This window comes from Aquabacter albus (genome assembly GCF_040049275.1).
Taxonomy (GTDB): Bacteria; Pseudomonadota; Alphaproteobacteria; order Rhizobiales; family Xanthobacteraceae; genus Aquabacter.
Genome location: NZ_JBDZDT010000004.1, coordinates 30,984 through 54,329, shown reverse-complemented (window position 1 = coordinate 54,329; position 23,346 = coordinate 30,984). Strand labels below are relative to the sequence as shown.

Below are 23,346 nucleotides of genomic sequence, written 5' to 3'. Positions count from 1 at the left end.
CTCTCAGGTCTGGTCTTCGGAAGGCTCGTCCTCGTCGCCGGCTTCCGCCGCGGCGAGGTCGCCCTCCGAAATCCAGCCGGCGACAACACGCGCCTGCATCACGAGCTGCTCGGCCGTGTCGCGGTCGATCTCAAACCCGTCCAGCGCGCCGGGATAGCGCACCGTCTCGCCGTCCTTACGCTCGGTCCAGCCGATGAGATCGTCCGTGGCGCAGCCGGCGAGGTCCTCGACGCTCTTGATGTCGTTCTTGCCGAACGCCACCAGCATCTTGGAGGTGACGCCGGGCACGTCCTTCAGCGCGTCCTCGACGCCGAGCTCCTTGCGCTCGTTGTCCAGGGCCTCTTCCACGTCCGCGAGGTGCTTGAGGGCGCGGGCCTGGAGTTCGGCCGCGGTGTCCTCATCGAAGCCCTCGATGGTGGCGAGCTCGTTCAGCGGCACGTAGGCGATTTCCTCCACCGACGCGAAGCCTTCGGAGGTGAGGAGCTGGCCCATCATCTCGTCGAGATCGAGGGCCTCGGCGAACATCTTGGTGCGCTCGGCGAATTCCTTCTGGCGCCGCTCGCTCTCCTCCTGCTCGGTCATGATGTCGATGTCCCAGCCGGTGAGCTGGGAGGCAAGGCGCACATTCTGGCCGCGGCGGCCGATGGCCAGCGACAGCTGCGCGTCGGGCACCACAACCTCGATGCGCTCGCGGTCCTCGTCGAGCACCACCTTGACCACTTCGGCCGGGGCGAGCGCGTTGACGATGAAGGTGGCGATGTCGGGGTTCCAGGGGATGATGTCGATCTTCTCGCCCTGCAGCTCGTTCACCACCGCCTGCACGCGCGAGCCGCGCATGCCGACGCAGGCGCCCACCGGGTCCACCGAGGAATCCCGGGAGATGACCGCGATCTTGGCGCGCGAGCCGGGGTCGCGGGCGACCGCCTTGATCTCGACGATGCCGTCGTAGATCTCAGGCACTTCCTGGAGGAAGAGCTTCGCCATGAACTGGGGATGGGTGCGCGACAGGAAGATCTGCGGGCCGCGGGGCTCGCGGCGCACGTCGTAGATATAGGCGCGGATGCGGTCGCCGACCTTCACGGTCTCGCGGGGCAGCAGCTCGTCGCGGCGCAGGATGGCTTCGCCGCGGCCGAGATCGACCACCACGTTGCCGTATTCCACGCGCTTGACCGCGCCGTTGATGATCTCGCCGATCCGGTCCTTGTACTCGTCATACTGACGGTCGCGCTCGGCCTCGCGCACCTTCTGCACGATCACCTGCTTGGCGCTCTGCGCGGCGATGCGGCCGAAATCGAAGGGGGGCAGGGTGTCGGCGATGATGTCGCCCACCTGCGCCGCCGGATTGTGGCGCCGGGCGCCGTCCAGATTGATCTCGGTGGCGAAATTGTCCACCTCGTCCACCACCAGCAGGTGGCGGGCCAGCCTCAGCTCGCCGGTGCGCGGGTTGATCTCCGCGTGGATGTCCGTCTCCTGGCCGTAGCGCGAGCGCGCGGCCTTGGCGATGGCATCCTCCATGGCAGCGATGACGATGCTGCGGTCGATGGTCTTCTCCCGCGCGACCGCATCGGCGATCTGCAGCAGTTCCAGCCGGTTTGCGCTGACGGCAACCATCAGTGCGTCTCCTTCGCTTTGCCCGCCCGCGCAGCGCGGGTGGCGACGTTCGTGGTTTCGAGATCAGCTTCTTCACTGGCGGAGCGGCGGAATTTTCCGCCCGCGCCCTTGGCGGGTGCCGCCATCTTCTCGGCCTTCGCTGCCTTGCGGGCGGCCCTGTCGGCCTTGGCCTGCGTCTTCTCGGCCGCTTTCTTCTTGCCGGCGCGCTCCGCATTGGCCGCGTCGCGTGCCGTCTTGTCGTCTTCCGCGCCGTCCTCGTCTTCGAGGTCGTCGTCCGCATCCTCAAGGCCGCGCAGCGCGGCTTTCGCCCGGCGCAGCGCCTCGGTGATGAGGGCGTCGGTGAGCACCAGTTTCGCCTCGCCGATATCGCCGACCGGCAGCGCCACCACGGGCTCCTCGCCAGCGGGCGCATCGAGGCGCTTCAGCAGCGCATCCGCGCCCTCGGCGCCGATGAGCACGCCCCGGAAACGCTTGCGCCCATCCAGGGGCACCGCCATCTCCACCTTCAATTCATACCCGGCCCAGCGCAGGAAATCGGTGAAGCGCACCAGCGGCCGGTCGATGCCGGGAGAGGACAATTCCAGGCGATAGGCACCCGAGACCGGGTCCTCCACGTCGAGCACCGGCGAAAGGGCGCGGGACGCGGCCTCGCAATCGTCGATGGACATGGAGCCGTCCGGCCGCTCGGCCATGATCTGCACGGTGCCGCCGTCGCGGCTGGACACCTTCACGCGCACCAGACGATATCCGAGATCCGCCAGAACGGGCTCGGCGATCGCGGCAACGCGGGCCGACACCCCGGTCTCGGTGATGAGACGGGGCTCGTTGGGATCGCTGTCCAATGTCTGGACCACGACCTGCGGGGCCGGCAGGCCCGCTTCCTTGCTGCCCTTGGCCTTCTTGGCCTTGGTGCCCTTTGCCTGGGCGTCGAACGGATCGCTCATGTCCCTCCGGGACTGAATGGGGCGCGGGATTGGACCGGGCGCCTTTTTGAAGCTCGTTTAGAACCCCATGTCGCGCCAAGTGAGGGCGCGGCAACCGCAGGGGCAAGGGCCGCGTAAGCGGAAAAGGAGCGGGTCCCGGGCGGGCCCCACTCTCATCACCTTCGACTGCGATGGCTCTGAGGTATCCCCTTTGAGGGACGGCGCTAATATAGCGGGATTGGGCCGGGACGCAAGGGTGGAGGCGTTCGGAGGATGCCGCGGCCGATCAGGCGACGCCCGATAGGGGTGAGGCGCGGGGGCTATGTCGGCTGAGGCCCCTCGTAACCCTCGACGATCACGATGTCCAAATCCGCCTTTCCCACGCGAAGCGCCATCGCCTTCTTGTATTCCGGAGAGTGGTAGCACTCGACCGCAGCGGCGTAGGACGGGAATTCGATGACCACCGTCCGTGATCTGGCGCGGCCCTCGGCGGTCTGCGACTGTCCGCCTCTCACCAGAAATCTTGCCTGATACTTCCGAAAGGCGTTCGCATTCTCCGCGACATAGGCCTTGTAGCCTTCGGGGTCGGTAACCTCGCCCATCGCCACCCAGTAAGCCTTGGTCATGTCAGCGTCTCCCCTGGCGATCGTTCCGATCTCTCACCCGCAGCCGCAAGGAGGAGGCGCTGCGGAAGAGGACGCCGAGGATACGACGTCCGCCCCGGCTTGTCAGATCGCAGCGGCGGGATGGGGGAGGGCGAGCGGCGCTGTTGCCGGCGCGAGCGGAGTCCCGGCGCTGCCGAATGTGTCCCACGCACGCTCGTGAAAATAATAGACGAACGGCCCGAGCACGAAGCCGAACGATGTCAGGAGCAGCGCTGTCCCGAGATCCTGCACGATGACGTAACTTGCGCTGAACTCCGCAAGTGTTGCCACCGTGCGGTAGGTGATTGTCTTGGCGAGGGTCGTGTTCACGGGACGGCCGAGGAGGATGACCCGATCGCCGGCGCCGCCCGGAGCCCGCGCCCGGTCGCCGAAATAGGTCCAGCCTGTTTCGTGCAGGAAATAGAAGACCGGGCCGGTGACGAGGGTGAAGGCCGAAAGCCCGGCTGCGGTCGTCAATGTGCCCAGCGCGAGATAATTGGTGCTGAAGTCGAGCGTCGTGACGACAACGCGGAAGGTGACGGTCTTCATCAAGGCGCGGCTCGGGCGCACGCGGCCCATGGCCGACAGATAGGACGGCAGCTTCACGCCGGAGGCCGGCGGCCTCGAACCCTCTTCGGAACTTGCGGGCGCTGCGGCCGCGCGCTTCTTGTTCGATCCTGGCCCGGTCACCGCCCGCGCGAGCCCCGGCGCCAGCACGGCGGCGGCGCCGATGGCGAGCGCGGGGATAAGCGCCACCTCGACCAGCGCCGCGCCGGCGACGATGGCGACGGCGGTGGTCACAGCGCCCCGTGACGCGCCCAGGCCGAACAAGGTTCTTGCTGTAGCGATCATCACCGCACTCCGGTCTGTCGTGCCTCTCGACGGCGCATTTCACGCTCTCGCACAAATCTCACGCGGTTTGATGACTGCGATAATGCGGGCGCGGAGCCCTCAAGCACGTATACACCGGGATCTTGATGGGACGGCACGATTTATGGCCGCTTGCGCTAGGCAGGATGACCGGGAAGCGGCGCGCCGCGCAGGCCTTAGGCGTCGATGCTCGCAAGGCAATCTCAGCTCGTTCCCGGCGCCCGTAGCAGGGATGGGATCGCGTAAGCGGAAAGGAGCGGATTCCGGGCGTGCCCTACTCTCATCACCTCAACAGCGATGGCTCTGAGGTATCCCCTTTGAGGGACGGCGCTAATAGAGCGGGAATGCGGGGATGCAAGAGTGGTGGGCGTTTGGGTCGTGGGTTGTTCTGCTTCGGATAGAGCCCGGCCGTTCATTCGCTCCGGTTTGGACGGTGAGCGCGCGCTGAGTCGAAACTTAGCAATCCAATGCGTCGGCTCTGGTCGCTAGAGCGACTTAATTAAGGCAAGTAGATGCCAGCCATAGCTGCGGCGGGCTTGATGATATCGTATGCTGCTTTCAGGTCTGGAACGAACTTAATCGTCTCGGCGATGCCCTTGATCGCGCTCACAGCCTTGACCTTGTTCGGTTTAGATTTTTTGACCTCGGCGAGCGCATCCTCGACAAGTTCCTTGATCTCGGCGGAATTGATCGGCGTCTCGACGGGTAGTACGGTCAGATGGTCGAGTGTTGTCTTCAGTGCATCCGCAAGAGCCGCGGCGGCCTTGCTGTCGATGCTTGTCCCGGCGTTGATTTGATTTCCATCGCCTGTAACGACGACATTGCCGTCGCCGTTGATCTCGATGCGTGATTGGGGTGTCAGGGGTTTCATGTTTTCCGACGCCGCGACAAGGAGTTGGACCTCGGCTTTCATCCGTGCGACCTCATGGTGAAGCGCCTGCTGGATGATGTCCATTCCGGCTTGCTTTGCATTGTTCGGGAGCCCGGATCGGAAGACGGCGCAGCTCTCGATGATCGCCTGGACGGTGATCGATGAATTCGTCGCCTGTGTGCCGAGCTCTGATAGGAAGACTGGACCTGTCGCTCGATTGATTTCTATGCCGTATGCCTTCATCGCCTTAAATAGAAGGCTCCATGCCATGCGAGATCGAACGGAAAGCGAATTTGCTCCAGCCTCGCAAGCGAGAAATATTGTATTACCCGATGAAATTAATCCAGCTGCCGCTGCCTGCCGCTCAATAACTTGAATCTGCCTTCTCAATTGCTTATCTAAGCTTTCATATTCAACCCGCGTAAGGTCATAGAATGTGTTAATCATTTCTGTTGGTAATGTATCTGCCATTGGTTCAAACCTCTGATTCAATGCGACTGCGAGATTTCTTTGAAGGAGAGGCCATTAATGCCGATCGAATTCACAGAAAATGAGATGGTACGACTTCCCGTAAGCTTCGACCTTCCCGATGGTCTGAAGATTAAAATCGCCGAAGCGATTACCATCTTTTCCCGTATCGAGAACATGCTTATCGAGATCCTCTGGTCAATCAACAATGCTGACCTGAAGGCTAAAAAGAAGATAGCACGTATCAACGCCAAAGATGGTCTCATGGCGCTGCGAAAATTCTTTAAGCCACCACAAAATTCCGAGATCGTAGAAGCAAAGATCTGGGATCTCGCAAATGAACTCGCAGACGAGCGTAACCTCATTGGGCATGGGACCTGGTTTGTTGACGCCAATGGTGCAGCGACAGTGGTTTGGCATTCCAAATTTCTTGAGAGCGACGATTTCGTTGGTGCAGAGTACTTCCCCAATTGGCGATTCGAGCGCTACATGAAGCGGGCCAATTTTATTCTTGAACAGCTCTCCTATACTCGGGGAATCCTTGATCCTATCTGACGTTTTTGTGCCTCGGTCGAGCCGTCGAACGCGTTAGTCCGCCTAGTTTGCTATCGCCAACGAGTTACGCCGGTATGGCTAGTAAGGATGCAGGCAACACCCGAGATGGGCAAGGCTGTGCCGCTAAGGCAAAGGGCCGGGATGGAAATTCAAATCAATTCCATCACCGACCACCACCACCCCTCACCCGTCACTCCCCCGCAAAATACCGCGACATCCGCCGCCCCGCCTTCTCTTGCCAGCCATCCGACTTCGACAAAAACCCATCCCACCGCGCGCTCGCAGCACCAGTCTTGGGCTTGCCCTTCTCCGCCGACACCTCGGCCTCCACCGCGCGGAAGCGGTAATGGTCGTAGACATCAAGCACGTGCACCGCATAGGCCTGGGCGAGGGCCTGGTGGCCGCGGACGATGACGAGGTTCTCGTCGTTGGAGTAGGAAGCCTTGTAGCCCATGTTGTGGCTGCCGAAGGCCACCACGCACTTCTCCCGGTCGTGCGGGTCGATCACCAGCACCTTGTCGTGGATGATGGCCGTGCCCGTGGTAAGCACCTCCTTCAGCGCGAAATCCCCCAATTCGCCCACGATGTTCCTGTCGGTGAGCGCGGTGGCGCGCACCACGGAGATGTTGTCCTGCTGGAAGGTGCGGGGCGCCCAGGCGGGGACCTTCTTTCCGTCCGCGGTCTCCTTGGCGGCCTCGTAGCCCCACATGGCCTGCGCGTCGGAAATGGCGCCGATCACCTCCAGAGAGGTGTCCTTCAGCCCCAGATTGATCGCCTCCGCCACGATGGAATTGAGCCCGCCGCGCGAGGGCAGGAAGACGCAGAAGAAGATGGCCCGCTCTGCCTTGCGCATGAGCGAGAACAGCCGGTCCATGTCCGGCGGCGGGGCGGCCGGCGTCTTGGCGGTCTTGGAGGGCGGCTGAGCCTTGCCGGGCATGTTGGGGGAGAACCACGCCTCCAGGCTCACGCCATTGCCGAGCGTGGCCTCCACGGGGGCGCGGTTCGCCTCCTTCAGGGCATTGCCCTGGTTGGCACCGGTGGCCTTCGCGCCGGTCTTGGGCACCTTCTGCTTGTCCGCCTTCAGCCGGTGCCAATAGGCGAGGAAGGCTTCGGCGGCCGCCTCGTCGTCGATGCGGATGCAATTGTTGCTCTGGCCGGCGAGCCCGGACCAGGTCCAGTTGGTGGAGCCGGTGAGCACCGAGCGCGCCTTGCCGGCATCGTCCACATGGACCACGAACTTGTTGTGGCCGATATGGCCCGAGCCCGAGAACATGCGGTCCTGCATCTCGAAGCCCGGCGTCGTCTTCGCCAGCGCGTGCAGCGTCTTGCGGGCGGGGGCGTTGCGGGCGTCGTAGGTGGTCACGGTCTTGCCGGCGACCTTCTTCTCGCTGCTGCCGGCGTCGGAGAGGATGAGGTCGAGCCGGGCCGCATGCGCCTTCAGGAGGTCGATCAGCTCCTCGTCCTCCAGCTCGTAGAGCGCCGCATGGAAGCGGCCGCCCGGCTGGGCGAAGAAATCGTGCATGAGGGGGATGACGTCGGCGGCGAGATAGTTGCGCAGCCAGTCCTTGGGCGTCTTCAGATGGTTGACGAGTTCATTGTCCTCCACCTTCCCGTCCTCGTTCAGCACCCGCACCAGGAACTGGGTGGAGAGGATGCCGTTGGTGAAGGTGGAGACGAACGGCGGGCGGTTGGCTGTGACCTCGATGATGTTGGTGAAGGCCGGCGCGGTGAGATAGCCCAGCGGCAGGGGCTTGCCCTCATAGGTGTTGGGGACCGTCTTCTTGGCCACCTTGTCGAAATGCGTCTCTTCAGCCACCAAGACGGGCTCCATCCCGTCCTTCAGCTTGCCCACGGCGCGGATGCGGTAGCGCACCCGCTCATTGGCGGGACGGAGCTTGGCCTCGTTGCGCCGGCGCCTCAGGGTGAGGTCGCGCCAGTTGAATTTCTGGATGGGCCACACGCCGGTATTCTGCGGATACCAGTCGGGATTGCGCTGGCCCTTGAAGGCCACATAGGCGGCGAGCGCGCGCTCCTCGGTGATGGTGTCCGCATCGTCGAGATATTCCCGGACGATGTGGAAGCCGAGGCAGCCGGGGATTTTCTCGCCGTCGATATCCCAGGCGAGATAGGCGACTTCATTGTTCGCGAAGGCGCGGGCGCGGACGATTTCAGGCATGCTTCCATCTCCACCTCACGAGAGGGTGGGTAAGGCCCGTGAACCTGATGTGACGCATGGCGCAGCACTCCTGACCTACTGCGCATTTGCTTTTCGCCCGGCGCATCCGGTCTTGCGGACGTCACCGCGCTGCTGGCACAAACGCGGCCAGCGAATACGCGACCTGATCGGGGATCCCCATGCCGCTCCAGCACATCACCCTTCCCACCCAGGACGGAACCTGCCCGGCGGCCCTCGCGAGCCCGGCCCAGCCGCGCGCCGCCCATCCCGGGGTGATCCTCTACATGGACGCCTTCGGCCCGCGCCCGGCCCTCTACGACATGGCCAAGCGGCTGGCGGACAACGGCTATTTCGTGCTGGTGCCGGACCTCTATTACCGCGTCGGCGACTACGGCACGTTCGATGCGAAGACCGCCTTCGCCGACGAGGAGACCGGCAAGCGACTGCGCGGCATCATGGCCGAGACCAAGCAGGCGCTGACCGAGCGCGACGGCGCGGGCTTCATCGCCGCGCTCACCGAGGCCGGAGCGGCGGGCAAGATCGGCACGGTGGGCTATTGCATGGGCGGCGCGCGCGCCCTCATCGCGGCGGCGGCCTATCCCGAGCGCATCGCGGCGGCCGCGAGCTTCCATGGCGGCAACCTCGCCTCCGATGCGCCCGACAGCCCCCATCTGCATGCCGCCACCATCAAGGCGCGGGTCTATGCGGGCAGCGCCGGGGTCGATGGCTCCTTCCCGCCTGAGCAGTCCGCCCGCCTCGCCTTGGCGCTGCGGGAGGCGGAGGTGGACCACACCCTGGAGAATTACGTGGGCATGGGCCATGGCTGGGCGGTGTCCGACCACCGCGTCTACGACCCGGCCGGCGCCGAGCGGCACTGGACGCGCCTGCTGACGCTGTTCGACGAGACGCTGTAAAGCGGGTCGTCCCGGACCGGGACGGCGAAGCTTGCCCCCGGTCAAGATCAAGGCGGCGTTTCCCCTGCGGCCTGCCGCAACGCCGTCCTGGCCTTAACCCAACGCCATGAAACTTTTCGGCTAAACACCTTTTCCGCGCCGACGAAGCTTTAACGACGTGGCGCCGTCTGGTAAGCGTCTGGTTCTCCGTTGGGGTTGGGAGGACATCATGAAGGGCATTCGAATTCTGCTGGCGGCTGCGCTGCTCGCAGGCTCGGCCGCGGCGGCCGGTGCACAGACCATCAGCTACGGCCAGGCCGGCGCCCTTTTGGCGAAGAGCTGCGGCAAGGACATCACCAAGCTCTGCCCGACCGTCAATCTCGGCGGCGGCGCGCTCAAGGCGTGCATGGACGCGAAGATCTCGCAGGTCAGCGCGCAGTGCCAGAGCGACTATGCCATGGCCACCGCCTCCATCGCCAAGCGCGATGCGGCGCAGGACGCCATCGTGCAGGTCTGCGGCACCGATGCCGCCCGCCTCTGCCCGGGCATGATCCCCCAGGACGGCAACCTTCTGTCCTGCCTGCTTCAGGCAACCAACGTGGTGAGCGCCGCCTGCAATCAGGCCATCACCGACGCCGGCTACCGGTGATCTCCCGCCACATCCGAAACGCTAAAGGAAGGACGACCGACATGCCGTCGCCTCTGATCCGCTTCGCGCTGGCGGCTTCGCTCGCGCTCGCCGGCACCCCCGTGCTGGCCCAGACCGCTCTCAACAACGCGCAGATCCTCCAGGGCCTCCAGGGCCTCACGGACAGCGCGCCGGTCATCACCGCCCAGCAGATGCGCAACCTCGTGCAGCAGCACATGGCGCAGTATCCGGGCGAGGCGCTGACCCGCCCGTCGCTGGCGCTCCACCTTGATTCGCTGCCGCAGATCAACGTGCAGATCCAGTTCCGCCTGAACTCGGCGATCATCGATCCCTCGTCCTATGGCACGCTGGGCTCCATCGCGGACGCGCTGCACAACCCGGTCCTGCACGGCTACAAGTTCATCGTGACGGGCAATACGGACGTGACCGGCACCCGCGCCATCAACCTGAAGCTCAGCCAGGCCCGTGCGGACGCCGTGGTGAACGCCCTGGAAACGACATTCAACGTGAGCCCGAACCGCCTCGAAGCGGTGGGCCTCGGCGAAGAAGTGCTGCTGGACCCGAAGAACCCCACCTCGGCCATCAACCGCCGGGTGCAGATCTTCACCGTCGGCCGGGTCGGCCCGACGCCGGCTCCGGTGCGCTGATCGCGCCATCGCACGCCCTTATCGGGCGTCCTCCCCGGGCCTGGCCCGGGGGTTTCCCATCTTTTGCCTGAGATGGCCGGACCCGGTCCGGCCATACAGCAGCCAGCGTCAGTTCATGGTCGAGCTGGGCTCGCTGGCGCCCGCGGTCTTCACCGCCTCCTCGCGCAGCAGGCCGAGCAGTTCGTTGAGAAGCTGGTTCCACAGCTCCAGCGTCACCGTCACATAGTCCTTGTCGACGCCGGTTCCGAGGGTGACATCCATCTCTATGTTGAGGAGGCCATCACGGGAGTGGAGGCGCGCGAAGCGCCGGGCCCGGTTCCAGTTGCCGCAGATCTCCTCCACCGGCAGACCTTCCAGGCGGAAGCTCGCGAAATACGTGAAGTCGTGATAGGCGCCGTCCGCGCCATTGCCGAACACCACGTTGAAGCCGACGCCGCCCGAAGCGCTGCGCAGCGCCTCGCGGCCGCCGACCCATTCGATCTTCTCGGCGCGAAATCCCTTGTCCTTCAAAACGGCGGCGATGTCCTCGATCGTCACCCGCTTGACCAGTTCCGTCATCCCAAGTCTCCTGACGCCTTCCCGGCCGGTGAGGCCGCCCCCCGCGGGCGCCGTGCTCTGCGGCTGGCGCGGCGCAACCTACAAGTGGTCAGGAAGGGTGTAAACCGGAGCGGATAGGGCTGTTTTCCTGACGTAAATTAAGCCCTTCGCCGGGCTTGAAACCAAACCGCCTTCCCCGGTTTATGCCTGTCTCAGCGGCCGACCATGGAGTGCACTCATGCTGCCCGAACTTCGCGTCCTCTATTTCGAGGATCTCACGGTCGGCCTCGCCGAGGAGCTGCGCAAGACCATCGCCTCTTCCGACGTGGTGGGCTTTGCCGAAGTGACGGGCGACCGCAATCCCATCCATCTGTCCGAGCATTTCGCCGCGAAGACGCCGTTCGGCCACCGCATCGCCCATGGCCTATACACGGCGAGCCTGATCTCCGCCGTGCTGGGAACGCGCCTGCCCGGACCCGGCGCCATCTACATCTCCCAGACCCTGAATTTCCGCGCGCCGGTGAAGATCGGCGACGAGGTGGTGGTGCGCGTGGAAGTGGCGGAGCTCATTGCGGAGCGCCGCCGCGCCCGTCTCGCCTGCACCTGCTCGGTGGCAGGCGAGGTGGTGCTGGACGGGGAAGCCTGGATCAAGGTGCCGACCCGCGAGGAAACCGCGCACCCGCCGGTGAGGGCTGCAGGCTAAGGCCGGAGCCGACCGCCCGGCGGCTTTGAGACGGCGTCGTCAGCCCCAGAACTGCTGGATCTTGGGAGCCTCGGTCTTTGCCCTCTCATAGCCCGCCCGCAGCGCCGGCTCGATCTGCTTCGGGTCGAGGAGGTTCACGCCCGGCGGCGTGCCGGCAATGATGAGCATGGCCTTCGTGCCGGTGGCTTCCAGGGTGGCAATCTCTTTGTAGATGTCGTGGGGAATGCCGCTCAGCAGGCTGCCTTCGTAGCCATTGGTCAGGGTGATGACGAGGGCCCTCTTGGAGCCTGCGACAACGTCCGTATGGGCCCATGTGCTGGAAATGCCGCCATCCATGCAGAAGCGCTGGCCGAGCAGCGTCGGGCCGATGACGCCGGGCAGGGACGAGCTCGCCGCTGCCGCGTGCGCCAATGGGATGGCGTTCTTCCGCGCCAGAGCCTGCGAGACCACCAGCCGCTCGCCGGTGTAGCAGTCGTTTGCGGTGGTGAACATTTTCGCCACCGGCCAGTCGGTGCGGCTGTCGCCGGTCAGCAGCCATGCGAGGCGATCGACGCCGTTGCCGTTCACCCGGTTGTCGGCCGCCAGCGCCGCATGGCCGATGGCCCGGATGGACTCGGGGCTGCCGTCCTTGACGCGGAAATTGATCTCCTGCGCCCGCTTCTGGCTGGCATTTGCGCTGGAGACCGGCGCCAGCTTGGCGAACAGGCCGGGAAATAGCCGAAGAAGTTGAACTCGCTGCGCAGCCGCTGAAAGTGCCCCGAGGTCAGCGACGAGCCCAGATAGGCGCCGGCCGACGTTCCAACCACCATGTCCGCTTTGTTCGGATCGACCCCCAGTTCGAGAAGGCCGTGGAAGAAGCCGCAATACCAGGCGACGTAATATTCGCCGCCGCCGCCCAGCACCAAAGTGCGATCCAGCCCGGCGGCGAGGCTGGAGACGGTGGGCGTGGCCGGCACCGGCCGGGCGAGCCCGTCGCCGGAAAATAGGCTGTCTGAAATCGACGCCGCCATCGCATCGACGGCGGAAGGGGCGGAGCTAGACGTTTGCGCACCAGCCGGGGCGGCCAGCGCGGATGCTGCCGATAAGCCCGCGGTTATGCTCAGGAAATCACGACGGCTGGGTATCATCGGTGCAGGCTCCTCGTCCCCGATGAGCGGCAACCTAGCTGGAAGGAAGTTGAAATAACAGGCGCCGGTGGGGCGCTGTGGCGCGCTCACCCATGGCGCTCGGTCCCCTCCGTTCCGGCGACTCCTACCGACTGGCGCCGGGCACCCAGAGCACGTCGCCGGCGCCCTGCGCGTTCACGTAGCGGCTCGCCACGAACAGCAAGTCGGAGAGGCGGTTCATGTACTGGATCGCGGCCCTGCCGACGATCTCGCCCTCAACCTTCGACAGCGCCACCATCTGCCGTTCCGCCCGGCGCGCCACGGTGCGGGCCTGATGCAGGAAGGCGGCGGCAGGTTCGCCACCGGGCAGCACGAAGGAGCGCAGGGGAGCAAGATCGGCATTCAGCCGGTCGATGTCCGCCTCCAGCTTGTCCACCTGGGAGGCGATGATGCGCAGCGGTTCATAGGGCGGGGGCGGCGCGCCCACCCGCTCGGGGGTGGCGAGGTCGGCGCCGAGATCGAACAGATCATTCTGGACGCGGCCCATCAAGGCATCCACCTCCGGCAGGTGCGCGAGATGGAGCCGGGCGAGGCCGATGGCGGCATTGGCCTCGTCCACCGTGCCATAGGCCTCCACCCGCAGATCATGCTTGGCCACGCGCTCGCCGCTGCCGAGGCCCGTGGTGCCGTCATCCCCTGTGCGGGTATAGATCTTGTTCAGCTTGACCATGGGTCTCTTTCCAGAATTCGTCTGCCTCAGCGCCATGGCCGGACAGGCCCGGTCATCTTCTCCAGGAGCAGCCCACTAGGCATCCCGAGGGGGCCTCGGATCAAGTCCGGGATGACGGCCGGGAAGGGGGCATTTTGCGCAGAAATGGCCTCTCCGACTTTCCACTGGCTGCGGACGCGAATTTATGTATAGTGCGCGGCGCGGATCCTCCAGGGCCCGCACCGCTTCCGTTCGACTTCGACCGCGCTGGACGACATCCCGGCCCGGCTGCCGAACGGACTGGCGATCACACCGCTCACCGGGCCATGCCCCAAGGGCCGATCGCCTTCTTCCCCTCTACCCGAAAGGACAGTCCCGATGTCGATCACGACCGAGCGCAAGCAGGCGCTCATCACTGACTATGGTTTCAAGGCGGGCGACACGGGTTCGCCCGAGGTGCAGGTGGCCATCCTCTCAGAGCGCATCGCCAACCTGACCGAGCATTTCAAGTCCCACAACAAGGACAACCACTCCCGGCGCGGCCTGCTGAAGCTGGTCTCCACGCGTCGCAGCCTTCTCGACTATCTGAAGCGCAAGGACGAGGCCCGTTACAAGTCGCTGATCGAGCGGCTCGGCCTGCGTCGCTGATCGAGAGAGCAACGGGTGCGCCGCCACCACGGCGGCGCGGACGCGGCGGGCATGGGGCTCGCCGCGGGTACGCGAAGCTCAGGGAAAGTCATGGCAGGATCGCCGGACGCAACCGTCGCACGCCTCCTCACATAGAGGAGAGCGGGCGCGCGGCGCGTCCGGCCGTCTTGCTCATGGCTCTCCCTCTTCGCTGAACGAAGAGAGAGACATTCATGTTCGATATCCATCGCGAAGAGCTGGACTGGGGTGGCCGCACGCTGGTCCTGGAGACCGGCAAGATGGCCCGCCAGGCCGACGGCTCCGTGCTCGCCACCTATGGCGACACCACCGTGCTCGCCACGGTCGTCTCCGCCCGTGAGGCGAAGCCCGGCCAGGACTTCTTCCCCCTGACGGTCAACTATCAGGAGAAGACCTACGCCGCGGGCCGCATTCCCGGCGGCTATTTCAAGCGCGAGGGCCGTCCCTCCGAGAAGGAGACCCTGGTCTCCCGCCTCATCGACCGCCCCATCCGCCCGCTGTTCGCGGACGGCTACAAGAACGAAACCCAGGTGGTCGTCACCGTCCTCTCCCACGACCTTGAGAACGATCCCGACATCGTCTCCCTGGTCGCGGCTTCCGCCGCCTTGACGCTCTCCGGCGTGCCCTTCATGGGCCCTATCGGCGGCGCCCGCGTCGGCTTCATCGGCGACGAATACGTGCTGAACCCCACCGTGGACGAGGTGAAGGAAAGCAGCCTCGATCTCGTGGTCGCCGGCACCGCCGACGCTGTGCTCATGGTGGAATCGGAGGCCAAGGAGCTTCCCGAGGAGATCATGCTCGGGGCCGTCATGTTCGGCCACCGCCACTTCCAGCCGGTGATCCAGGCCATCATCCGCCTCGCCGAGAAGGCCGCCAAGGAGCCGCGCCCGTTCGAGCCGGCGGACCATTCCGAGCTGGAATCCAAGATCCGCGAGATCGCCGAGGCTGATCTGCGCGCCGCCTACAAGATCGTGCAGAAGCAGGCCCGCTACGAGGCGGTCGGCGCTGCCAAGGCGAAGGTGAAGAAGTATTTCGAGGGCCTCGCGGTGGAAGGCCAGTCGGCCCCGCCGGCGCAGGTGGTCTCCGAGGTGCTCAAGGGCCTCGAAGCCAAGATCGTCCGCTGGGCGATCCTGGACGACGGCATCCGCATCGACGGCCGCGACGTGCGCACCGTCCGCCCCATCGTCTCGGAAGTGGGCATTCTGCCCCGGGCCCACGGCTCGGCGCTGTTCACCCGCGGCGAGACCCAGGCGCTCGTAGTGGCGACGCTGGGCACCGGCGAGGACGAGCAGTTCATCGACAGCCTGGAAGGCACCTACAAGGAGCACTTCCTGCTGCACTACAACTTCCCCCCCTACTCGGTGGGCGAAACCGGCCGCATGGGCTCGCCCGGCCGCCGCGAGATCGGCCACGGCAAGCTTGCCTGGCGCGCCATCCACCCCATGCTGCCCGCCAAGCATGAGTTCCCCTACACCCTGCGCGTGGTGTCGGAGATCACGGAATCCAACGGCTCCTCCTCCATGGCCACCGTCTGCGGCACCTCGCTGGCGCTCATGGATGCGGGCGTGCCCCTGCGCCGCCCGGTTGCGGGCATCGCCATGGGCCTGATCCTGGAAGGCGAGAAGTTCGCCGTGCTCTCCGATATCCTCGGCGACGAGGATCATCTCGGCGACATGGACTTCAAGGTGGCCGGCACGGAGCAGGGTGTCACCTCGCTCCAGATGGACATCAAGATCGCCGGCATCACCGAGGAGATCATGAAGGTCGCCCTCGGCCAGGCCAAGGACGGCCGCGCCCATATCCTCGGCGAGATGGCGAAGGCGCTGACCTCCGCCCGCGCCGAGCTGGGCGAGCACGCCCCGCGCATCGAGGTGATGAAGATCGCCGTGGACAAGATCCGCGAAGTGATCGGCTCCGGCGGCAAGGTGATCCGCGAGATCGTCGAGAAGACCGGCGCCAAGATCAACATCGAGGACGACGGCACCATCAAGATCGCCTCGGCCAATGGCGAGGCCATCAAGGCCGCCATCAACTGGATCAAGTCCATCGCCTCGGAGCCCGAGGTCGGACAGGTCTATGACGGCACGGTCGTGAAGGTGGTGGATTTCGGCGCCTTCGTGAACTTCTTCGGTTCCAAGGACGGCCTCGTTCATATCTCCCAGCTCGCCAAGGATCGCGTCGCCAAGTCGTCCGACGTGGTCAAGGAAGGCGACAAGGTGAAGGTGAAGCTCATGGGCTTCGACGAGCGCGGCAAGACCCGCCTGTCCATGAAGGTGGTCGACCAGGAGACTGGCGAGGACCTTGAAGCCAAGCAGAAGGCCGAGCGCGACGGCGCCAGCGAGGCCGGCGCGGCGGAGTGATTTCCGCTCCCGCGTCCGAACACAAAAAAGGGCGGCCGAGAGGCCGCCCTTTCCTTTTGGGCCTGCGCTTTATTTACAGCGGCTCACTTTGATGAAGTCGAGCACCTGCTCCATGGGCTGGGGCTGGACCGCGATGATGCCCTCGAACGGCCCGCTCATTTCCATGATGAGGAACAGGGCGCCGGAAATGGAAGCGGCGCACAGGAAGAAAGAGACGATCACCACGGCATTGGGCGGTGCGAACAGGCCGAAGCTGATGAAGATGAGCGCGAGCCAGGCGACCAGCACCACCAGGAAGGCCGTGGGCACCGAGGCCACGGCCTCCTCGCTCACCGCCCAGCGGGTGGTGAGGATGGACCGCATGTCCGACATGGCGGCGGTGCGCGTCTCCTTCAGAAGGTCGGTCGTCGGCGTCCAGTTGCGGATGGTGTTGTCGAGGCTGAGCAAGAGTTGGTCGGAGCCGGGCTCTGGCTTCGTCTCCCCGTAATGGCCGAGGCCCCAGGTCTCGGTCAGCACCGAGTGGACGTATTGCGCCAGCAGATCCTGCGCCGGGCAGGCCTCGGGCCCGTAATGGCGGAGGTCGGTGGCGAGCGAGAGGACGTTCAGCGCGTAGGTGTGCACGTCCTTGTCGGTGGAATCGAAGTTCTCCTTCACCGAGGCGGTCATGAGGCCGAGGATGAGGGAGGACATGGCGGCCACCATGCCCACCCCGAGCTTCACCGTATCCTGCGTCTCCTTGGATACATGATGCTCGGCCAGACGGCGTGCGACGAAGATGGCGAAGAGACAGCCGCCGAACATGGCGACAAAGGATACGCCGGCCAGCACCCACGAATTCATGCGCTTTCCCCCCACGAGAGCGGCGCCACCGTACCGGCGCGCACGCGCGGAAAGCAAGGGCTCAAAGCCTGCAGCCGCACGGCGTCGTAAGGGATGACCATGGGTGATGATTGCGGTCGGGGGAACATCATGGTCTAGACCATCGCCGTCCCTGCCACTTCCGCCCTCAGGGCCACGGACCCCCCATGCCGGACCAGCCCGCCCCGCGCCCCAGCGCGACCCAGCTCTTCCTCATCTTCACCCGCATCGGCCTCACCAGCTTCGGCGGGGGCCTGTCCGGCTGGTTCCTTCGGGAGTTCGTGCAGGACCGCAAATGGATGACGGAGGAGGAATTCCTCAACGGCCTTGCGGTCTCCCAGGCCTTGCCCGGCGTCAACGTCTCGAACATGGCCATCTGGATCGGCTATCGCCTGTGCGGCGCATCCGGGGCGGCGGCGAGCTTCCTCGGCATCATCGTGCCCTCGGCCTTCGTGGTGGTGCTGATCGCCACCCTGCTCTCGGCGATCTCGGGCTTCAGCCTCACCCATGCAGCCATGAACGGCGCGGCGGCGGCCGCCGTGGGCCTGTCGCTCACCATGGGCCTCACCGCCGCCCGCCGGGTGCCGCGGCGCGCCTTCCCGCTCATGGTCATGGCCGCCGTCTTCATCGCCATCGGCGTGCTGCAATGGCCCCTGGTGTGGACCGTGCTGGTGGCGGGCGTGACCAGCGTCGCCATCTCCCTCTGGAAATCGTGAGGCCGGGCCCATGCCGTCGCTTCTCTGGGGCATCGTCCTCGTCTTCGCGCCGCTCTCCCTCGTCACGGTGGGCGGTGGGCAGAGTGTGGTCGCGGACATCCAGCGCCAGGTGGTGGATGTCCATCACTGGATGACCCAGGCGCAGTTCGTGGATGCCTTCGCCATCTCCCGCATGGCGCCGGGGCCGGGATCGCTCCTGGCGACGCTGATCGGCTGGCAGGTGGCGGGCTTCTGGGGCGCGGTGCTGGCCACCATCGCCATGTTCGGCCCCACCGCCTTCCTGATCTACGGCGTCGCCCATGTCTGGTCGCGCTATGAGGGCGCGCGCTGGCTCAAGGCCATGGAGGCGGGCCTGCGGCCGGTGGCGGCGGGCATGATCCTCGCCGCCGTCTACGTGCTGCTCCAGGCGCTGGAAGGCGGACTGGCGGCGCGCCTCGTGGCCGTCGGCGCCACGGCGGCTTTATTGCTGACGAAAGTGAACCCGCTGCTGCTGATCGCAGCGGGAATGGGCCTGTTCATGGCCCTGAGCGCGGCTGGGCTGATGTGAAGGCGATCGCCTTCGACCTTCACTCGGCGGCGTTGGCCGGCACGTCGTCGTGGGCGAGCTTCGCCTCGGCATCCTCTTGCGTCTTCAGCACGTCGGGATGGGGCATGGAGATGATGTTGTAGCCCGAATCCACGAAATGCACTTCGCCGGTGACGCCCTGCGAGAGGTCGGACAGGAGATAGAGCGCCGAGCCGCCCACCTCCTCGATGGTCACCGTGCGGCGGAGCGGGGCGTGGCGCTTCTGGTAGTTGAACATGAGCCGCGCATCGGCGATGCCGGCGCCCGCGAGCGTCCGCACCGGACCGGCGGAGATGGTGTTCACGCGGATGCCCACCGGGCCGTAATCCGCCGCCAGATAGCGCACGCTCGCCTCAAGCGCCGCCTTGGCCACGCCCATGACGTTGTAATTGGGCATGACGCGGGTGGAGCCGCCATAGGTGAGGGTGATCATGGAGCCGCCGCGCGGCATCAGGGCCGCGGCCCGCTTCGCCACTTCCGTGAAGGAGAAGCAGGAGATCACCATGGTGCGCGAGAAATTCTCACGGCTGGTGTCCGCATAGCGGCCCTTCAGCTCCGACTTGTCGGAGAAGGCCACCGCATGCACCAGGAAATCGATGGTGCCCCAGGCATCCTTAAGCCGGCGAAAAACCTCGTCCACGCTGGCGAGGTCTTCCACGTCGCAGGGCAGGACCAGGGAGGCGCCGAGACCTTCGGCGAGGGGGCGGACCCGCTTGGCCATGCCCTCGCCCTGATAGGTGAAGGCAAGCTCGGCACCCTGGCTCGCGAGAGCCTTGGCTATGCCCCAGGCGATGGAATGGTCGTTGGCCACGCCCATCACCAAGCCACGCTTGCCCTTCATGAGGTCCTGCATCGCCGACTATCCTTCGTCACGATCCTTACGCGGCGATAGCAGACCTGATTGGCCCGCGCCACCTCGCCGAACCGCCCTCCGCCTCAAGACTCGTTGCAACGGTGCAACACGGGTTTTCCGTGTCCGGGAGGGCTGCCCATGGAGACACCGGCGCGAGCTTACGCGCCGGCTGTTTCCTTTTCCTTAACCGTACCGCTCGCGCGGAAGGGCCGCGAACGGCCTCAGGCGTCCAGGTGCTTCAGGACAAGGCAGGCATTGGCGCCGCCGAAGCCGAAGCCGTTGGAGAGCACATGGCCGAGTGCCACATTATCGATGCGCTCGCGCACGATGGGCATGTCCGCGAACGCGGGATCGATCTCGTCGATATTGGCGCTCTTCGTGATGAAGCCGTTCTGCATCATCAGGATGGAATAGATCGCCTCATGCACGCCGGTCGCGCCCTGGGAGTGGCCCGTGAGCGACTTGGTGGCGGAGATGGGCGGGCAATTGGCGCCGAACACGGCGCGAATCGCCTCGATCTCCTTCAGGTCGCCGATGGGGGTCGAGGTGGCGTGCGGGTTGATATAGTCGATGGGCGCTTTGATGCCTGAAATGGCCAGCTTCATGGCGCGCTCGGCACCCTCGCCGGAAGGGGCGACCATGTCGGCGCCGTCGGAGGACACGCCGTAGCCGGCGATCTCCCCATAGATGCGCGCGCCGCGCGCCTTGGCGACTTCCAACTCCTCAAGAACCAGCACGCCGGCGCCGCCGGAGATGACGAAGCCGTCCCGGTCCTTGTCATAGGCGCGGGAGGCCACCGCCGGGCGGTCATTGTAGTTGGAGGACATGGCGCCCATGCCGTCGAACAGCACGGAGAGGGTCCAGTCCAGATCCTCGCAGCCGCCGGCGAAGACGCGGTCCTGCTTGCCGTAGAGGATCTGCTCGTAGGCGTTGCCGATGCAGATGTTGGTGGTCGCGCAGGCGGCCGAGATCGAATAGCTCAGCCCCTTGATCTTGAACCAGGTGGAGAGCGTTGCGGAGGCCGTCGAGGCCATGGCCTTCGGCACTGCGAAAGGCCCCACGCGCTTCGGCCCCTTGGTGCGGGCGATGTCGGCGGCTTCCACGATGGTCTTGGTGGACGAGCCGCCCGACCCCATCACCATGCCGGTGCGTTCGTTGGAGATTTCGTGCGGCTCGAGGCCTGCGTCGCGGATCGCCTGCTCCATGGCCACATGGTTCCAGGCGGTGCCGCCGCCGTGGAAGCGCATGGCGCGGCGGTCCACCACGTCCTCGGCCACGAGGCTCGGAGCCCCGTGCACCTGCGAACGGAAGCCGAGCTTCGCATAATCATCCGCGAAGGAAATGCCGCTCTTGGCCTCGCGCAGGCTGGCGAGCACCTCTTGCGTAGAATTGCCGATGGACGAGACGATGCCCATTCCGGTGACGACGACGCGCCGCATGTCACCTCCTCAGGTGAAAATCGCACCATGGCGGCCAATGATGGCACCGCCTTGTCCGCCCCCTCAGCCTCCGGCTGCGGGAGCCATGTCGGTCTGGAAGAGGCCGACTTTCAGGTCCTTGGCGCGATAGATAATCTCTCCGTCCGCGGACAGCCAGCCATCGGCGATGCCAAGCACCAATTTCGAGCGCATCACGCGCTTGAAATCCACGCCGTAGACGACCTTCTGGACGTTCGGCAGGACCTGGCCGGAAAATTTGAGTTCGCCAAGCCCGAGCGCGCGCCCGCGCCCCGGGGAGCCGAGCCAGCCGAGGAAGAAGCCCACCATCTGCCACATGGCATCAAGGCCCAGGCAGCCCGGCATCACCGGATCGCCCTTGAAATGGCAATCGAAGAACCAGAGGTCGGGTTTCACCTCGAGCTCGGCGCGCACCATGCCCTTGCCGTACTCGCCGCCGGTCTCCGATATCTCCGAGATGCGATCGAACATGAGCATGGGAGGCAGCGGCAACTGGGCATTGCCGGCGCCGAATAACTCCCCGCGCCCGCAGGCGAGGAGATCCTCATACTCAAAACTGGTCTGCCGGTCCGCCATGCGCGCTGGTGTCACCATACTGCCCGTGGGGCTGAAGTTTTGTTCCATCCGAAGGCCCGATCAAGCCAAGCCCAAGGTGCCGCCCGTTGCCGGACGGGGCACTCCCTAACATAGGCGTGGGCGTGCTCAAAGTCATGAAAGCGTCACGGCGTCGCCCGTGCTGTGAAAAAATCGGCCGCATGGCGGGATGCGCGCCCGCGTTCCTTCAGGCAACCTAAACCGTGTGCGGGCGTTGACGCGCGGGGCGTCGGACTTCGAAAGGAAAGCCATGCTGAAGCAGTTCCGCGAATTCGCCGTCAGGGGCAACGTTGTGGACCTCGCCGTGGGCGTCATCATCGGCGCGGCATTCGGCGGCATCGTCTCATCCCTGGTGGCCGACATCTTCATGCCGATGATCGGCGCCATTACCGGCGGGCTCGATTTCTCCAACTATTACGTCCCGCTCTCCTCGGCGGTGACGGCCGAGAATCTGGAGGATGCGAAGAAGCAGGGCGCGGTGATCGCCTACGGCCACTTCATCACGCTGGCGATCAATTTCCTGATCGTGGCGTGGATCCTGTTCTTCGTGGTGCGGGCCATTAACCTCCTGAAGAAGCAGGAAGCCGAGAAGCCTCCGGCCGCCCCGCCGCGCTCCGAAGTGCTGTTGGAAGAGATCCGCGACCTCCTGGCGAAGCGGGAGGGGACAAGCGCCCCATCTTCCGGCGTTTAGGCAGGCAGGGCATCGCTGTAGCACGTTGCAGACGTCATGCCCGGACTTGTCCCGGGCATCCACGCTCCGCCGTTGGCGGATACCAAGCGGAGCCCCGTGGATGGCCGGGACAAGCCCGGCCATGACGGTTCCTGGGAAGCGGCCGGCGCTTAGCGGAAATCGGCGCCCACGGCCTCGCCCACCGTCCGGAACCCGTCCGCCTTCAGCCGGGCCGCCAGATCCTGCTTGATGCGGGTCACGAGGCCCGGCCCGTGGAAGACGAGGGCGGAATAGAGCTGCACCAGGCTCGCCCCGGCCCGGATCTTCTTATAGGCGTCGGCGCCGGAACTGATGCCGCCGCAGCCGATCAGCGGCACCCGGCCACCCAGCATGCGGTAGAGCACGCCGAGCCGCTCTGTGGACAAGGCCATCAGCGGACGTCCCGAAAGGCCGCCGGATTCGGCTTTGTGGGCGCTGCGCAGGCTCGCGGGGCGCGAGAGGGTGGTGTTGCCGATGATGATGCCGTCGACCCCGGTGCTGAGCGCCACCGTGGCCACGTCCTCCAGGCCCGCATTGTCCAGATCGGGCGCGATCTTCACCAGGAGCGGCGGACGTTGCGCCGGTTCAGGAATCTCGCTGTCGCGGGTCCGCAGCGCGTGCGCCACCACGAGCTGCATGGCCGTGCGCGCCTGGAGCGCCCGCAGGCCCGGCGTGTTGGGCGAGGAGAGGTTGCACACGAGATAGTCGGCGAGCCGGCAGGTGGCTGTGATGCCGGCGGCATAATCCTCGGCCGCGTCCTCGGTTTCTTTGTTCTTGCCGAGATTGACCCCGACAATGCCTTTCGACCCCGCTGCGCGGCGCCGCTCAAGTCGCGCGACGAACGGGCCGAGCCCTTCCGAATTGAAGCCGAAACGGTTGATGACGCCTTCGTCCTCGTCCAGCCGGAACAGGCGCGGCTTGGGATTGCCTGGTTGCGGGCGCGGCGTCACCGAGCCGGCCTCGATGAAGCCGAAGCCGGTGGCGAGGAGGGCGCCCATCACCTCCGCATGCTTGTCGAATCCCGCCGCTAGGCCGACCGGATTGGCGAAATCGCGGCCCCACAGGCGGGTGGCGAGGACCGGATCGTCCGCGCCGCGCTCCGGCGGCACGAGGCCGGCTTTCAGCGCGTGGACGGCGAGGCCGTGGGCGGTCTCGGGCGAAATGAAGCGCAGTGCCGGCCGGGCGAGGGCGTAAAGGTCCATCGGC

25 protein-coding genes are annotated in these 23,346 nt (G+C 65.6%); 10 read left to right on the top strand and 15 right to left on the bottom strand.

Going from position 1 to position 23,346, the window contains the following annotated elements:
- Positions 1-3 precede the first annotated feature (3 nt).
- The 5 genes from nusA to ABLE91_RS09945 all read right to left on the bottom strand — a co-directional run bounded on the left by nusA (position 4) and on the right by ABLE91_RS09945 (position 5,390).
- Positions 4-1,611 (bottom strand): transcription termination factor NusA, encoded by a 1,608-nt coding sequence (gene nusA / locus ABLE91_RS09965; protein WP_348930664.1) that lies wholly within the window; start codon positions 1,609-1,611, stop codon positions 4-6.
- Positions 1,611-2,555: a ribosome maturation factor RimP gene (gene rimP, locus ABLE91_RS09960; protein WP_348930663.1), complete on the bottom strand. Its 945-nt coding sequence runs from the start codon at positions 2,553-2,555 to the stop codon at positions 1,611-1,613. The genes nusA and rimP overlap by 1 nt, the downstream gene beginning before the upstream one ends.
- 299 nt (positions 2,556-2,854) lie before the next feature.
- Positions 2,855-3,160 (bottom strand): DUF1330 domain-containing protein, encoded by a 306-nt coding sequence (locus ABLE91_RS09955; protein WP_348930662.1) that lies wholly within the window; start codon positions 3,158-3,160, stop codon positions 2,855-2,857.
- 102 nt (positions 3,161-3,262) lie between these two features.
- Positions 3,263-4,030, bottom strand: a complete 768-nt coding sequence (locus tag ABLE91_RS09950) for a DUF2061 domain-containing protein (protein ID WP_348930661.1) — start codon at positions 4,028-4,030, stop codon at positions 3,263-3,265.
- A gap of 517 nt (positions 4,031-4,547) precedes the next feature.
- Entirely contained in the window at positions 4,548-5,390 is an 843-nt protein-coding gene (locus ABLE91_RS09945) for a hypothetical protein (protein ID WP_348930660.1), read from the bottom strand.
- 57 nt (positions 5,391-5,447) lie between these two features.
- Here ABLE91_RS09945 and ABLE91_RS09940 point away from each other — a divergent pair, with 57 nt between their 5' ends.
- Complete coding sequence (locus tag ABLE91_RS09940) at positions 5,448-5,942, top strand: hypothetical protein (RefSeq protein WP_348930659.1); 495 nt, start codon at positions 5,448-5,450, stop codon at positions 5,940-5,942.
- 190 nt (positions 5,943-6,132) lie between these two features.
- Here the strand turns inward: ABLE91_RS09940 and ABLE91_RS09935 are convergent, their stop codons facing one another.
- Positions 6,133-8,118, bottom strand: a complete 1,986-nt coding sequence (locus tag ABLE91_RS09935) for a phospholipase D-like domain-containing protein (protein ID WP_348930658.1) — start codon at positions 8,116-8,118, stop codon at positions 6,133-6,135.
- A 179-nt stretch (positions 8,119-8,297) separates the two neighbouring features.
- Between ABLE91_RS09935 and ABLE91_RS09930 the strand changes: the two genes are divergently transcribed.
- The 3 genes from ABLE91_RS09930 (at position 8,298) to ABLE91_RS09920 (ending at position 10,307) form a co-directional block, all read left to right on the top strand.
- Positions 8,298-9,032, top strand: coding sequence for a dienelactone hydrolase family protein (locus tag ABLE91_RS09930; RefSeq protein WP_348930657.1), 735 nt, complete (start codon positions 8,298-8,300; stop codon positions 9,030-9,032).
- A 208-nt stretch (positions 9,033-9,240) separates the two neighbouring features.
- Positions 9,241-9,660, top strand: a complete 420-nt coding sequence (locus ABLE91_RS09925; protein WP_348930656.1) for a hypothetical protein — start codon at positions 9,241-9,243, stop codon at positions 9,658-9,660.
- Positions 9,661-9,701: 41 nt separating this feature from the next.
- Complete coding sequence (locus tag ABLE91_RS09920) at positions 9,702-10,307, top strand: OmpA family protein (RefSeq protein ID WP_348930655.1); 606 nt, start codon at positions 9,702-9,704, stop codon at positions 10,305-10,307.
- Between the two features lie 108 nt (positions 10,308-10,415).
- Here ABLE91_RS09920 and ABLE91_RS09915 read toward each other — a convergent pair whose 3' ends face one another.
- Positions 10,416-10,865, bottom strand: a complete 450-nt coding sequence (locus ABLE91_RS09915) for a YbjN domain-containing protein (RefSeq protein WP_348930654.1) — start codon at positions 10,863-10,865, stop codon at positions 10,416-10,418.
- Positions 10,866-11,082: 217 nt separating this feature from the next.
- Here ABLE91_RS09915 and croR point away from each other — a divergent pair, with 217 nt between their 5' ends.
- Positions 11,083-11,547 carry a 3-hydroxybutyryl-CoA dehydratase gene (gene croR, locus ABLE91_RS09910; RefSeq protein ID WP_348930653.1) on the top strand — a complete coding sequence of 155 codons (465 nt, stop codon included), beginning with the start codon at positions 11,083-11,085 and terminating at the stop codon, positions 11,545-11,547.
- Positions 11,548-11,586: 39 nt separating this feature from the next.
- On the opposite strand, the gene ABLE91_RS09905 is transcribed toward croR, so the two are convergent.
- The 3 genes from ABLE91_RS09905 to ABLE91_RS09895 all read right to left on the bottom strand — a co-directional run bounded on the left by ABLE91_RS09905 (position 11,587) and on the right by ABLE91_RS09895 (position 13,383).
- Positions 11,587-12,114, bottom strand: coding sequence for a hypothetical protein (locus ABLE91_RS09905; RefSeq protein ID WP_348930652.1), 528 nt, complete (start codon positions 12,112-12,114; stop codon positions 11,587-11,589).
- Complete coding sequence (locus ABLE91_RS09900) at positions 12,111-12,557, bottom strand: patatin-like phospholipase family protein (protein ID WP_348930651.1); 447 nt, start codon at positions 12,555-12,557, stop codon at positions 12,111-12,113. The genes ABLE91_RS09905 and ABLE91_RS09900 overlap by 4 nt, the downstream gene beginning before the upstream one ends.
- 241 nt (positions 12,558-12,798) lie before the next feature.
- On the bottom strand, positions 12,799-13,383 hold the full coding sequence (locus tag ABLE91_RS09895) for a cob(I)yrinic acid a,c-diamide adenosyltransferase (protein WP_348930650.1): 585 nt from the start codon (positions 13,381-13,383) through the stop codon (positions 12,799-12,801).
- 357 nt (positions 13,384-13,740) lie between these two features.
- On the opposite strand from ABLE91_RS09895, the gene rpsO reads away from it, so the two are divergent.
- Both rpsO and pnp read left to right on the top strand, forming a co-directional pair.
- Positions 13,741-14,010 (top strand): 30S ribosomal protein S15, encoded by a 270-nt coding sequence (gene rpsO / locus ABLE91_RS09890; protein WP_348930649.1) that lies wholly within the window; start codon positions 13,741-13,743, stop codon positions 14,008-14,010.
- Between the two features lie 212 nt (positions 14,011-14,222).
- Positions 14,223-16,388, top strand: coding sequence for a polyribonucleotide nucleotidyltransferase (gene pnp / locus ABLE91_RS09885; protein WP_348930648.1), 2,166 nt, complete (start codon positions 14,223-14,225; stop codon positions 16,386-16,388).
- A 69-nt stretch (positions 16,389-16,457) separates the two neighbouring features.
- On the opposite strand, the gene ABLE91_RS09880 is transcribed toward pnp, so the two are convergent.
- Complete coding sequence (locus tag ABLE91_RS09880) at positions 16,458-17,228, bottom strand: bestrophin-like domain (protein WP_348930647.1); 771 nt, start codon at positions 17,226-17,228, stop codon at positions 16,458-16,460.
- A 185-nt stretch (positions 17,229-17,413) separates the two neighbouring features.
- Here ABLE91_RS09880 and ABLE91_RS09875 point away from each other — a divergent pair, with 185 nt between their 5' ends.
- Together ABLE91_RS09875 and ABLE91_RS09870 are read left to right on the top strand one after the other, a co-directional pair.
- Positions 17,414-17,962, top strand: a complete 549-nt coding sequence (locus ABLE91_RS09875; protein ID WP_348930646.1) for a chromate transporter — start codon at positions 17,414-17,416, stop codon at positions 17,960-17,962.
- Positions 17,963-17,972: 10 nt separating this feature from the next.
- Entirely contained in the window at positions 17,973-18,509 is a 537-nt protein-coding gene (locus ABLE91_RS09870) for a chromate transporter (protein ID WP_348930645.1), read from the top strand.
- 19 nt (positions 18,510-18,528) lie between these two features.
- On the opposite strand, the gene fabI is transcribed toward ABLE91_RS09870, so the two are convergent.
- The 3 genes from fabI to fabA form a co-directional block, all read right to left on the bottom strand.
- Positions 18,529-19,380 carry an enoyl-ACP reductase FabI gene (gene fabI / locus ABLE91_RS09865; RefSeq protein ID WP_348930644.1) on the bottom strand — a complete coding sequence of 284 codons (852 nt, stop codon included), beginning with the start codon at positions 19,378-19,380 and terminating at the stop codon, positions 18,529-18,531.
- Positions 19,381-19,601: 221 nt separating this feature from the next.
- A complete protein-coding gene (gene fabB / locus ABLE91_RS09860; RefSeq protein WP_348930643.1) occupies positions 19,602-20,819 on the bottom strand; it encodes a beta-ketoacyl-ACP synthase I in 1,218 nt (405 codons plus the stop codon).
- Positions 20,820-20,882: 63 nt separating this feature from the next.
- On the bottom strand, positions 20,883-21,413 hold the full coding sequence (gene fabA / locus ABLE91_RS09855; protein ID WP_348931190.1) for a 3-hydroxyacyl-[acyl-carrier-protein] dehydratase FabA: 531 nt from the start codon (positions 21,411-21,413) through the stop codon (positions 20,883-20,885).
- 268 nt (positions 21,414-21,681) lie between these two features.
- Between fabA and mscL the strand changes: the two genes are divergently transcribed.
- Positions 21,682-22,122: a large conductance mechanosensitive channel protein MscL gene (gene mscL / locus ABLE91_RS09850; protein WP_348930642.1), complete on the top strand. Its 441-nt coding sequence runs from the start codon at positions 21,682-21,684 to the stop codon at positions 22,120-22,122.
- Positions 22,123-22,271: 149 nt separating this feature from the next.
- Here the strand turns inward: mscL and ABLE91_RS09845 are convergent, their stop codons facing one another.
- Complete coding sequence (locus ABLE91_RS09845; RefSeq protein ID WP_348930641.1) at positions 22,272-23,342, bottom strand: quinone-dependent dihydroorotate dehydrogenase; 1,071 nt, start codon at positions 23,340-23,342, stop codon at positions 22,272-22,274.
- Between the last annotated feature and the right edge of the window lie 4 nt (positions 23,343-23,346).